General features: G+C 50.0%; 13 protein-coding genes. 10 read left to right on the top strand and 3 right to left on the bottom strand.

The window, feature by feature from the left end:
* Window positions 1-3 precede the first annotated feature (3 nt).
* Both GH657_RS03480 and GH657_RS03475 read left to right on the top strand, forming a co-directional pair.
* The gene (locus tag GH657_RS03480; RefSeq protein WP_153099411.1) at window positions 4-861 is read left to right on the top strand and encodes an amidohydrolase family protein; all 858 of its coding nucleotides are present in this window, start codon (window positions 4-6) and stop codon (window positions 859-861) included.
* Window positions 862-882: 21 nt separating this feature from the next.
* Entirely contained in the window at window positions 883-2295 is a 1413-nt protein-coding gene (locus tag GH657_RS03475; RefSeq protein ID WP_153099409.1) for a M20 family metallopeptidase, read from the top strand.
* 18 nt (window positions 2296-2313) lie between these two features.
* Here GH657_RS03475 and GH657_RS03470 read toward each other — a convergent pair whose 3' ends face one another.
* Window positions 2314-3261, bottom strand: a complete 948-nt coding sequence (locus tag GH657_RS03470; RefSeq protein ID WP_153099407.1) for a LysR family transcriptional regulator — start codon at window positions 3259-3261, stop codon at window positions 2314-2316.
* A gap of 127 nt (window positions 3262-3388) precedes the next feature.
* Entirely contained in the window at window positions 3389-3868 is a 480-nt protein-coding gene (locus tag GH657_RS03465) for an Lrp/AsnC family transcriptional regulator (RefSeq protein WP_153099405.1), read from the bottom strand.
* Between the two features lie 128 nt (window positions 3869-3996).
* On the opposite strand from GH657_RS03465, the gene GH657_RS03460 reads away from it, so the two are divergent.
* The 7 genes from GH657_RS03460 (at window position 3997) to GH657_RS03430 (ending at window position 10357) form a co-directional block, all read left to right on the top strand.
* Window positions 3997-4833 carry an HpcH/HpaI aldolase family protein gene (locus tag GH657_RS03460; RefSeq protein ID WP_246173986.1) on the top strand — a complete coding sequence of 279 codons (837 nt, stop codon included), beginning with the start codon at window positions 3997-3999 and terminating at the stop codon, window positions 4831-4833.
* Window positions 4834-4862: 29 nt separating this feature from the next.
* A complete protein-coding gene (locus tag GH657_RS03455) occupies window positions 4863-6080 on the top strand; it encodes a pyridoxal phosphate-dependent aminotransferase (protein ID WP_343031259.1) in 1218 nt (405 codons plus the stop codon).
* Window positions 6081-6803: 723 nt separating this feature from the next.
* Window positions 6804-7562 (top strand): hypothetical protein, encoded by a 759-nt coding sequence (locus GH657_RS03450; RefSeq protein ID WP_153099403.1) that lies wholly within the window; start codon window positions 6804-6806, stop codon window positions 7560-7562.
* A 145-nt stretch (window positions 7563-7707) separates the two neighbouring features.
* Window positions 7708-8184 (top strand): hypothetical protein, encoded by a 477-nt coding sequence (locus GH657_RS03445; RefSeq protein WP_153099401.1) that lies wholly within the window; start codon window positions 7708-7710, stop codon window positions 8182-8184.
* Between the two features lie 115 nt (window positions 8185-8299).
* Window positions 8300-8662, top strand: a complete 363-nt coding sequence (locus GH657_RS03440) for a hypothetical protein (protein WP_153099399.1) — start codon at window positions 8300-8302, stop codon at window positions 8660-8662.
* Between the two features lie 55 nt (window positions 8663-8717).
* Entirely contained in the window at window positions 8718-9536 is an 819-nt protein-coding gene (locus tag GH657_RS03435) for a hypothetical protein (protein ID WP_153099397.1), read from the top strand.
* Between the two features lie 263 nt (window positions 9537-9799).
* Window positions 9800-10357: a hypothetical protein gene (locus tag GH657_RS03430; protein ID WP_153099395.1), complete on the top strand. Its 558-nt coding sequence runs from the start codon at window positions 9800-9802 to the stop codon at window positions 10355-10357.
* A gap of 526 nt (window positions 10358-10883) precedes the next feature.
* Here GH657_RS03430 and GH657_RS03420 read toward each other — a convergent pair.
* The gene (locus GH657_RS03420; RefSeq protein WP_153099392.1) at window positions 10884-11267 is read right to left on the bottom strand and encodes a hypothetical protein; all 384 of its coding nucleotides are present in this window, start codon (window positions 11265-11267) and stop codon (window positions 10884-10886) included.
* Between the two features lie 255 nt (window positions 11268-11522).
* Here GH657_RS03420 and GH657_RS03415 point away from each other — a divergent pair, with 255 nt between their 5' ends.
* Entirely contained in the window at window positions 11523-12284 is a 762-nt protein-coding gene (locus GH657_RS03415) for a hypothetical protein (RefSeq protein ID WP_153099390.1), read from the top strand.
* Window positions 12285-12670: the final 386 nt, after the last annotated feature.

Genomic DNA, 12670 nt, shown 5'->3' with positions numbered 1-12670 from the left:
TTCATGCTGATCGACGCGCACCATCATCTTTGGCGAATTGCGAGAAACGACTATGGCTGGCTGACTCCCGACGAGGGCTTCCTGTATCGAGATTACGTGCCGGAGCACTTCAAGCCCATTCTCGACGCCCATGACATCGCGCGTGCCGTTGTCATACAGGCGGCGCCCAGTCTTGCAGAGACGGAATTCCTGCTGTCGCTTACGGATGCGCACCCCTACCTCGGTGCCGTGGTCGGCTGGGTGGATTTCGCCGACAGGAACACGCCGCAAACGCTTGATCAATTTTCGGCGCATCCGAAGTTCCGGGGGGTACGGCCCATGATCCAGGACATTGCGGAAGACACATGGATGTTGCGTGAAGAATTGAGCGGCACGTTCGTCGCACTCGCCGAACGAGGTCTCAGTTTCGATGCGTTGATCCAGCCGCGGCATTTGGCAACCCTCATCGAATTGGTGTCGCGTTACCCATCGCTTCGCGTAGCAATCAATCATTGCGGCAAGCCGGAGGTTCGCGCCTGGCAAGTGGGCAACGCCGATTTCAACGCGTGGCAGGCGGGCATGACCGAGCTTGCACGTCATCCGAACGTGTTCTGCAAGCTGTCCGCGCTACCAACGCGTGCCGCGCCGGGTTGGACTGCCGAGACGTTCTCGCCCTATGTCGATGTGCTCTTGACGGCATTCGGGCCAACGCGGCTCATGTGGGCGAGCGACTGGCCGATTCTGGAACGTAATGGCCGCTATGACGACTGGTTTCATGTCGCGCGCGCGTTGTTGCCCGAATCGACCCACGCCGATGTGTTCGGCGCGACGGCGAAATCGTTCTATCGAATCGATCAAGTTTGTCCGCGCGCCGTGGCCTGAAGTTTGACTGGAGACAAGAGCATGACACGTAACACCGCCATCGAGCTCGCCGAACGTTATTTCGACGATGGGCATTTCGTCGCGGACCTTAAACGCCGGGTTGCGTGGCGCACGGAAAGCCAGCATCCCGAGTGCGGCCCAATACTCCAAGCCTATTTGCAAGACGAGATGGCGCCTGCGCTTCGAGAACTTGGCTTTGTGAGTACGCTGCACGCCAATCCAGTGGCCTCCGGTGGTCCGTTCCTCGTCGCACAGCGCATGGAGGATCCGGCATGGCCGACGGTATTGATCTACGGTCATGGCGATGTGGTGCGTGGCCAGGAAACACAATGGACACAAGGTGCGGGGCCGTGGGAACTCGCGCAAGACGGTGATTGCTGGTACGGACGCGGCACGGCGGACAACAAAGGCCAGCACACCGTCAACCTCGGCGCGCTTGGCGCAGTCATCGCGGCACGCCGCAACGCAGGGCAACCGTTGGGCTTCAACATGACTTTCCTGATGGAAATGGGCGAAGAGATCGGCTCCCCGGGACTGAATCACATCTGTGCAGCAATGTCGGATACGCTTCGTGCCGACGTATTGATTGCCTCCGACGGCCCACGCATTGCGACGTCTCGTCCCACCGTGTTTCTCGGCTCTCGCGGCGCAGTGAACTTCGAACTGTCGGTGTCTGCGCGTAGCAAGGCATATCACTCGGGCAACTGGGGCGGTCTGCTGAGCAATCCGGCGATTCGTCTTGCGCATGCGCTGGCGAGCATCGTCGATGCCAAGGGACAGATATGTGTGCAAGGCCTGCGGGCACCCGCGATCGAAGCGCCCGTGGCGGCAGCGCTCGCCGATCTCGAAGTCGGTACCGATCCGGAGGATCCGACAATCGACGTGACGTGGGGCGAGCCCGGTTTGACACCCGTGCAACGCGTGTTCGGTAGCAACACGCTGGAAGTGCTGGCGATGATCACCGGTAATCCGGCGAACCCAGTCGGTGCCATCCCGCCCAATGCACGCGCATTCTGTCAATTGCGCTTCGTCGTGGGTACCGATGCCAGTCGCGCCGAAGATTTCCTGCGTGCGCATCTCGATCAGGCCGGGTTCGATGACGTCGAGGTTGCTGTGACATTGACGGCACCCGCTACACGACTGGCGCCGGACCACCCCTGGGTGACATGGGCCGCGCGCTCGATCGCGCAGACGACCGGAAAAAAAGTGGCCATCCTGCCAAATCTTGGCGGTACGATTCCGAACGATGCGTTTGCAGACATCCTCGGCTTGCCTACGCTCTGGATTCCGCACTCCTATCCGGGCTGTGCACAACATGCGCCGAACGAACACCTGCTCGGATCGGTAGCGCGAGAGGGGCTACAAATGATGGCCGCACTTTTCTGGGATCTGGGCGACATCGGCTCGGCAAAAGTGCCAGTCCTCAACGACTGATCCAGCACAGCGGGACGCTCAGCCGGTGAGGGCGCTGCGACTGGCAGGCTGAGCGTGCATGCCGGGCACACGTTTGAGCTCGGCAACGAGGAAGTCCGCGAACTCCCTGACGGACGCGGGCAAGGCGCGTCCGATCATCGTCTGCACCTCAATGCGGCGACGCTGCACCTTGCCCGCCAGAGGCACAACCACGAGGCCATCGTTCTGAAGTCTGCCGCGTATGGAAAGCGAGCCGGAGAAGGTAATGGCGCCGGAGAGCTGGGCGTAGCGATAGAGCGCCTGGCTGTTGTTCGTGACGAAAACCGGGGACAGCGCAACACCTTCCACGCCTGCGGCGATGTCGATCAATGTGCGTATCGTCGTGCCCTGTTCAGCGAGCAGCAATTCGTAATCGGCAATTTCCGCGAGAGTGAGCTTGCGCCGCTTGGCCAGCGGATGATCTTCTCGCATGAGCGCAAACACAGGCGCACGGCACGCATGGACGATATTCACGCCAGTCTGCACGGTAAGGCTGAATGTCAGCGCAAGATCGGCTTCCCCCGTGCACACGCGCCGGGTCGCCTCGGCGGGACCGGTCACCGACAACTCAAACGTAACGCGCGGATTGGCCTGTCGAAACGCATGTATCAGCGATGGCAGAAAGTCAGTTGCGAATCCCTCGGAGCATGTGACCTTCACGGTGCTGGCTAACGTGTTGCGGGCGCTATCGAGATCTCGCACGACTTCTTGCGCTTCCAGCAGACTTCTGCGGGCATAGGCAAACAGCGTCTGGCCCGCTTCGCTCAACGTCATGCCTCGAGATTGGCGATCGAACAACGAGGCCTGAACTTCACTTTCGAGCTTTGCAATCTGCCGGCTAATCGCTGAAGACGCCACGTGGAGACGAACAGACGCCTCGGCAATCGAGCCAGTATTCGCAACTTCAACGAAGTAGCGCAGAGCGGTGGAGTGAAGACTGTACGTCATGAACTGCCAGTGTGATGAGGGAAAACGTGAAGATGAAGGGATTCTAATGGCAACGTCGACGAACGACGAACGACGCATCGAATACACCGCAGGTGATACCGCGGATGTCGCGCCTGCCGGGCACCTATCAAACGGTAGGCAACGCAATGGAGCGCCCCGGCCCTTTGACTTCCTTCAAAACGAACGAGGTATAAATTTCCTTGACGCCCGGCAGTGAGCCCAGCACATAGCGCGTCAGTTCGCCGAAGGCATCCAGATCGCGTGCAATCACCATCAGTTGGTGGTCGTATCGGCCGGATACGCAATGGCAAGTCAGTACCTCAGGAATGCGCATGACGGCATCTTCGAAGGCTTTGACCCGTTCCGCCGCCTTCTGGTCAAGCGAAACGAGCACAAAGGCCGTGACATTGAATCCCAGCTTCTTGACGTCCACGTCTGCGCTGTAGCCGCGTATCACGCCTTCGTCTTCGAGCCGCTTCACACGTCGCCAACAAGGGGATGGCGTGAGGGAGACGCGCTCCGCCAGTTCCGCGCTTGAGAGGCGGCCGTCTGTCTGCAGCGCGACCAGAATCTCCATGTCGGTCGAGTCGAATTTTTTGCTTGGCATAAACGTTTCAAAATTTTAAAAATTACTTAGATTCTATTCCAAAATCTTACATTTTCGCGCCAAAAATTCCGAAGTTTTTCCCGGAATGTCCGTGTAACTTTGTCAACAGGGTGAGGACGAGCTGCGCGTTGCAAAACGTCCCTGTTTTTTTAAGTCATTTGGGAGACATTGTGGAAATTTCAAACCCGATCAAAAAGGCACTGAAGGCGTTAGCCCCTTCAGAGGGATGTTGGTTGATGCTTGCCAGTCCGGCAGTCGCCGAAACGGTCGCGCATTGCGGTTTTGACTGGTTGGTCGTGGACATGGAGCACGCACCGAACGATGTGGCGAGCCTGATGCTGCAATTGCAGGCGATTGATGCGGCACGCGCTAACGGTGCGTCAACCTGTGCAGCGGTACGAGTGGCGGACAACGATCCGGTTCAGGTCAAGCGCGCGATGGATTGCGGCGTGCAAACCGTCGTCTTCCCGAATATCGATACCGTCGAGGACGCGCAGCGAGCGATCAACGCCATGCACTTTCCACTGAACGGAAATGGCGGAGTGCGGGGTGTTGCCGGCTTGGTGCGTGCGGGTACCTTTGGCCAGAATCCCAATTACATCAGTCAGGCGAACGCGCAATCTTGCGCGATCCTGCAGATCGAATCGGCCGAAGCGTTGCGCAACGTCGAGGCGATTGCTGCGCTGCCCGGCGCAGACTGCCTGTTTGTCGGCACAGCAGATCTGGCCGCAAGCCTGGGATACCTGGGAGAGACCGGGCATGCTGAAGTTCGCAAGGCCGTATCTGTTGTGATTGACGTGTGCAGGGCCGCCGGCAAGGCCGTCGGCATCTTTGCCGGCAGCGCCGAAGAGGCTGCAGCGTACCGGAAGCAGGGCGTGAGCTTCATCGCCCTGCATTCGGATGTGGTGTGGCTCGCTCGCGGTGTGCGTCAGGCCCGCGCGCAATTTAAAACTGCATGCCAGTGACCGGCACACCCATCGACTCCCTTTCCTACATGAATACGATGAATATGACGTCAGACAATTCCACCGACTGGTCGGGGCTGCACGCGCGCCCTGGCGTGCAGACACTGCGGTCGTCCAAGATTCGAGAAGTGGCCAATGCCGGCATGGGCCGCGCCGATGTACTGCCGTTCTGGTTCGGTGAGCCTGATGAGCCGACGCCGAAAGTTTTCAGCGATGCCGCCGTCGCCCACATTGCCTCGGGGCAAACGTTCTATGTCCAGACGCTCGGAGTGCCGTCATTACGAGAGCGGTTGGCCACTTATGTGAGTGCCATGCACGGTAAGCGTGATGTCGAGAACATCGCCGTTACCAGTTCCGGCACTTCGGCCCTGATGACCGCTGTGCAGGCGATCGTCGGTCATGGGGATCATGTGGTTGCCGTGACGCCGCTTTGGCCGAATCTGGTAGAGATGCCGAAGGTATTGGGTGCGCGGGTTAGCACCATCGGACTCACTTTTTCCGCCAGTGGCTGGCATCTCGATCTCGATGCTTTGCTGAAGGCACTGACGCCCGGCGTGCGAGCGCTGCTCGTGAACTCACCTAACAATCCGACGGGCTGGGTCATGTCTGCGCAAGACCAGCGGGTCGTGCTCGAGCATTGCCGCAAACACGGCATCTGGATCATCTCAGATGATGTCTACGATCGTTACTACTACGACGGTGCTGTGGCGCCGACGTTCTTGGACATTTCCGAAGCGGGCGACCGAGTGATCAGTTGCAACTCCTTTTCCAAGGCCTGGCTGATGACGGGGTGGCGCGTGGGCTGGCTGGTAGTGCCACGCGATCTTTTGCCCGAAATCGGTAAGCTGATCGAATACAGCAACACCTGTACGCCGGGATTCGTGCAAGCTGCGGCACAGTGCGCGATCGAGCACGGTGAGCCTTTCATCGCGCGAACCGTGTCGCGCTTGCGGTTGGCCCGCGATTATCTGGCGCAGCGCTTGCAGGAAGTCCCAGGTGTCGAGTTGGCGGGTCGTGCGCCGGGAGCGATGTATACATTCTTCCGCGTCCGCGACGTGTCAGACAGCTTGGCCTTTTGCAAGGATCTCGCGGCCAATGGCGGTCTTGGCCTTGCGCCGGGGATTGCCTTCGGCCCCGAAGGCGAAGGATATCTGCGCTGGTGTTATGCGAGCGCGCACGATCGACTCGATGAAGGCGTGGACCGACTTTCCCGATTCTTGACGAAGTTCCGCTCGGAAGGCGCGTAAGCGGTCATGACATGTGACGTACGTTGCTTGAGTTAGGTGACGTACGTTGCTTCAGTCGCGCATGTCCACCGAGACTGCAGAAGTTAGCGGATAGAAAATAGAACGCTCCCAGCAAAATAACTTCATAAAAATCAAATTCTTAGAAATTTTCGCGCGGCGCCGAAACCCTAGCTTCTATCATTCGAGATGATCCGCCTCCAAGTGGCCGACGTGCTCCAGCCCTCCGGGCTGATATATCGGGACAAGTCAGTTCCCGGAACACACCGGCGGCAAGGACGCGTCCGGCTTATGCTCGGCAGCGAAGCCAATCGTGCGCTTCAGCCTGAAATGATGTTCTTCTGCGACTAAAGTGCCCACGACCCTGTCGTACGCCGTGTCGAAGCTGTTCCTGCTGATAAGAAGTGACACAACTCGAGTTGTGTCTTTACGAGTCTCGTCTACGCGGCCCTGGTGTGCCGTTATGGGTTGCGCCAGGAATTCACCACGCCACATTGCCCGCAGCAGCACGGTATGGTCGAGCGCGTGATTCACATGCTCAAGGAAGCAATGCGGATTCGACGGGATAGTTTTTCAGCGCAACGAAAATCGATAATTGAATAAGGTTATCGGAAAATTCATAAATACATTTCCATATTTTCCGACATACAAAAAGATGACAATCATGTAAATTCTCCCATGAAATATATTTACAGCAAAAAAATACATTTATAGGGAGATGCAGTTTTGATAAAAGTAAGTAATAAAAATTATTCTGAGATAAATAATTTTTTAATGGTAATTGGCCTGGCAACGGTTTTTATCTTTGCCGGATGCAAAGATAAAATAGATAGTCATACTGCCCAGCCGGGAATAGGTAGTATCAACGGTATTCAGGTTGTAATTCCGGCTGAGTACAAATTCTTCCCAGTACAATACAAAGGCGACGAAATATGGATTAACCCTCCAGTTCGGCATGCGCCAGGACCAGATGTGCCAATTGAGTCATTTAGCTTGTTACTGCATTATCCTGATTTTGCCCCGCTGAATAGATCTAATCAGGCTAGCTGGCTGGGGCTAAATGGTGGGCGGGCACGACGTGTTGAGTGGATTACTGTTGGTATAGATCCTTGGCAAAATCCAAAAAATCAGAGCCCATCAATGTGGTTTAAAGAATATATTGCCCGCTGCATCAATATAGAAAAAATTCATTTGCAGCCAGGGTTGATTTTTGAGCTATCTCGCGGGGAAAATTTTGAAATTACCAATCCGAATAAAAATATAGACAAAAAAGAGATATTTTTCGATGTCGAGAAAAAAACAACTTATATAGAGTGCGGAAGCAGAAAAAACTCCCCCCAAATATGCGACCAAACTTTCATAGCCCCAGAAATTGAAGCAATCGTTCATATAAATTATGCAAAAGAAAATCTTGATAATTGGAAAAATATTCAAAAAAATATAATTGAGCGCCTGGCTTCATTTAAGCGAGAAAAATTTAAATAGGAAATTCCAATAAAAATTATCGGTGTCGAAGCATTAGTTGATGATATGACGTTGGCATCGGTTATGAACAATGCTCAGCGAGCCGGTAACTGAGTTCCTGCCCGGTGGAGTTATTCTCTTCGCAAGGGCCTCTTTTTTTGAATGCATGACAAATGAAACTTTAATATTGACTGGGGGTAGAGCCATGGTAGGAAAAGAATGCTCAAGAAAAATAAAAATAAGCGACAGCGAAAAAAGGAAAATTATAAAAATAAATTTCTATTTTTTTGCTTTCCTAATATTTTTCATTTCTTTGTTTTCCCCGGGACAAGTGCCTGAAAATGAATGGGCACGTCAATTTTATGATGTTAGTCGTGCAATTCCAATAATTAAAGCCTACTCAGATGTGGCGCAATTTCCATTCGCTTTGTCATCAAGTTTGTTTGGAGGGGCAGCATTCGGATTGATTGCTGGATTTTTGACATGCACCAGTTTCATTCGATATAAATCGATACGGGAAAAAGTGGATTTGCTTAACTGGAGGCAGAAAGGATCTTTTTTTATTGGTCTTGCTGCAATTTTTATGTTTATGAATATATCAAATCCCCCGAAAATTATCGGATGGCGCGATGGGTTGTATTGATATTTGAATATAGAATTGCACTGGCTATTTTTTCAGTAATGATTTTTATGTGTTTCTGGCTGCCATCACTAGGAGTCTTTTTTGTCATTAACCATTCATTAAGAAAGATTGTTTCATGTGTGCGCATAAAATTGAAGAGGTTTATGGTCAAGGCTGGAAAAATATAAACTCAATAATTTCTCAAGTTGCCGACAGCTCATCTGATATATGGCTGGGTGCATATACAGGGTTAATTAATATATTTGACTACATTAAAAAAGAAAAAAGTACACCTTTGCGGAATACGAGGTGCTGGGCCTCCCTGCGTATCTGGCGCGATGGCAACCGCAACGCCGCAACCCAGGATGGCGAACTACTTACCCTCACGCAACTCGCTGAGATATTTTCAATGTCGTTATGCAGTTTGAATAATATTATCGGAAAATTCATAAATACATTTCCATATTTTCCGACATACAAAAAGATGACAATCATGTAAATTCCCCCATGAAATATATTTACAGCAAAAAATACATTTATAGGGAGATGCAGTTTTGATAAAAGTAAGTAATAAAAATTATTCTGAGATAAATAATTTTTTAATGGCAATTGGCCTGGCAACAGTTTTTATATTTGCCGGATGCAAAGATAAAATAGACAACCATACTGCACAGCCGGGAATAGGTAGTATCAACGGTATTCAGGTCATAATTCCGGCTGAATACAAATTCTTCCCAGTGCAATACAAAGGAGACGAAATATGGAGTAATCCTCCAGTTCGGCATGCGCCAGGACCAGATGTGCCAATTGAGTCATTTAGCTTGCTGCTGCATTATCCTGATTTTGCCCCGCTGAATAGATCTAATCAGGCTAGCTGGCTGGGGAGGAGTGGCGAAAAAACTCAACGTCTAGAATGGATTACTGTCGGTATAAATCCTTGGCAAAACTCAAAAAATCAGACTCCAGCTGCATGGTTCAAAAAATATATTGATCTTAGTATAAATATAGAAGAAACACGATTTCAGCCAGGGCTATTTTTTGGGCTGCAACATGAAAAAAGTTTTAAACCCGTCAATCCAAATAGCAAGCTAGGAAGAAAAGAAATATTTTATGATCATGATAAAAAATCAACTTATATTGAATGCGGAGACGGAAGTAATCCGCCAGAAATATGCGATCACACTTTTATAGTCCCGGAGATTGAAGCAATTGTTGATGTGCGTTATGCAAAAGAAAATCTTGAGCATTGGGAAAATATTCAACAAAAAATATCTGAACTAATTGTTTCATTTAGACGAGAAAAAATCAAAAAGGAGATTTGCAATGAAAAACTCACCACTTCAAACATTAAATTACTGGAAAAATCAGATTGACAATGGAAATGTCACTGGCGCATATAATTATTTATCATTCACCAGTTTATGCCCCTATCAAATTTTGTCAAAAACCGGCTTTAAAAATGCCGATGATTCATTTTCCGGCTTACTCACTTAATCAAATGCAACATGACTGACTCAATAAATAGCTTGTTTCATCCAAGCAAAATTATAAGTTTAGCAAAGATACTTCTATTTTATCTGAGCGGCGTTATTTTTAGACTAAGAAAAATATAGAAACAGGATGAAAGACTGAGAGTATGAATTTCATTATAAAAGAGTTAAATAAAAAGACTGTTGAGTTCTACACTCAAACTTTCTGGCGAATTATCTGGCTTGGAGTATTTGTAATTGTTCCTCTAGCTGTGCTATTGCCAGATCAGATTCCCGAGAATAGTCTGGCCCAGAGTCTTGCAAAAATTGGGCTTGTTTTGCCCGTAGTTAAAGATTTTTCGGAGAGGTCATCATTTCCATTTTCATTGCTGGTGAGCTATGGCTTATCTTTTTGGTTTGCATGGGGCGGAGGGTTATTTCTGTATTTAATCAGCACGGTTAATCGAGAAATAAGGGTGAGAAATCGCAATATAACTGGCCACATGCGACAAGCTAGCTTTATCATGTTTTTTATGATTTTGGCACTGGCGTTTGATGCAAATACTTTGGGCGATCCAAAATCAGGTATCTTTGCGGCGATGCTGCACTCAAGGCTAATCTTGGCTTTTACATCGGGAGGAATGTTTTTTCTCTGGTTCATGGCATCATACGGATTTTTTGTATCTAGTGAGTATTATTTAAGGAAGGTTTTATGCCTGCGTTGACTGATAAGCAGATTTTGATGGGAGAATCTAATAAGTCACCTGCTTCTCCTGCTCAACCGATTTTTATTTCCGATGATGATATTAGGGCGGCGATCGAGTTTATTCGGAATGACAATATAGGTGATATATAGACCGCAGGTAGCGGTGGTGCGGGTGAGGTTCTGAAGCGACGAGGCCGTTCATGATGTTGACTATGCGGCGGTAGGCCAAAAGCTGGTAGATGCAACCGGGAAATACGGGCAGCGGATTGACGCAATGGCAACTCGCGTCCAGTCAACAGCGGTAAAAGCGCTCCTTAAATCAACAGCAAACACGATGCTGGAAAGTGCGGCCAGATTAAGCCGTGGTGGTGAAGCCGGGTATGCGAGGTACGGCCGGTCAGTGGTTTCGCTGCCGCGGGTACAGCGTTAGGCCGGGCAAACAAGCTGGTGGATATCATGACGCTCAGCTTTGCTATGGACAGGGGGCGGAGTACGCATGATTGGAGCGAGGTTGTCCGAGTAATTGGAGGGATAGCTGGTTCGCTTCAGGGAGCGGAGCTTGGGGCGACTAGCGGTGTGGCAATTGGAGCATTGTTTGCCGCTTCTGTCGGCTCCACTCTTGCAGGGATTCTGTTGTTACTTGCCGTTGGCGTGGGCGGTGCGGCAGGGGCTTTATTCGGCAGCAAACTCGGCACCGACCTGGACCAGGCACTCTGGACTATTTCGCCGGCGAAGGCAGCCGCACCCACACCGGCTGGATCAGCACCGGCGACGGCCTGCTCGTCCTCGACCGCAACCACAATGGCCTGATCGACACCGGCGCCGAACTCTTCAGCAATTTCACGCAACTCGCCAATGGCACGCTCGCCGCGAACGGCTTTGAAGCGCTGCGCGAGTTCGATTTCAACAAAGACGGCATCATCGACCACAACGATTCGGTCTGGTCCTCCTTGCGTATCTGGCGCGACGGCAACCGCGACGGCGCAACCCAGGATGGCGAACTACTTACCCTCACGCAACCCGCTGAGATATTTTCAATGTCGTTATGCAGTTTGAATAATATTATCGGAAAATTCATAAATATATTTCCATATTTCCCGACATACAAAAAGATGACAATCATGTAAATTCTCCCATGAAATATATTTACAGCAAAAAAAATACATTTATAGGGAGATGCAGTTTTGATAAAAGTAAATAATAAAAATTATTCTGAGATAAATAATTTTTTAATGTCAATTGGCCTGGCAACGGTTTTTATATTTGCCGGATGTAAAGATAAAATAGACAGCCATACTGCCCAGCCGGGAATAGGTAGTATCAACGGTATTCAGGTTGTAATTCCGGCTGAGTACAAATTCTTCCCAGTGCAATACAAAGGGGACGAAATATGGAGTAATCCTCCAGTTCGGCATGCGCCAGGACCAGACGTGCCAATTGAGTCATTTAGCTTGCTGCTGCATTATCCTGATTTTGCCCCGCTGAATAGATCTAATCAGGCTAGCTGGCTGGGGTTAAATGGTGGGCGGGCGCGACGTGTTGAGTGGATTACTGTTGGTGTGGATCCTTGGCAAAATCCAAAAAACCAAAGCCCAGCAGCATGGTTTAACGAATATGTGAATTTTATTATAAGTGAAAAAAGATCGCAATTGCAGCCGGATTTAATTTTTGGGCTATCGAATGAAAAAATTTCTGAAGTCGTTGCTCCAAATAGTCAATTGGGGAAAAGTGAAATATTTTATGATAGGGATAAAAAAGCAACCTATATTATATGCTCAGATGGAAATAACTCACCAAAAACATGCGATCAAACTTTTATAGTCTCAGAGATAGAAGCAATTGCTCGCATAAGTTATTCAAAAGAAAATCTTGGGCATTGGGAGAGCATTCAGAAAAATATAGCCGAACTGGTCGTCTCATTTAAACGAGAGAAAATTTTAAAATGAAATTTATATTTACAGTGAAAAATGTATCATTGCCGACGCTGATTTATTTAAAGAACAAGATTGCAGACGGAAATATAACTGATGCCTACAATTATTTATCATCCCACGGTTATGACTACGCGCGCCTTGCCCAAGGAGTAAACCAGGAAAATACAATAAGCGGTTCGGCTGCGCTTGAATTTCTCAAAATTTCCTCTCAAATAAATGGAAGTAAATTAAATAAATCAGAAATTAAATCTATAAAATCAGATTTAGCTAAAGCATATATCGACAACCTGATTGCCCAGGCAGAAAATTCTCCGGGGAAAACAGCGGAAAGGGATATTAACAGCAAAGAAGCATGGGGCATTCACAATAAAATATTCATAGAACACAACCTAAGCAAC

This window comes from Paraburkholderia hayleyella, from assembly GCF_009455685.1.
Lineage (GTDB): Bacteria > Pseudomonadota > Gammaproteobacteria > Burkholderiales > Burkholderiaceae > Paraburkholderia > Paraburkholderia hayleyella.
The sequence above is the reverse complement of the archived record's forward strand: the minus strand, read 5'-3'. Positions and strand labels throughout refer to the sequence as shown.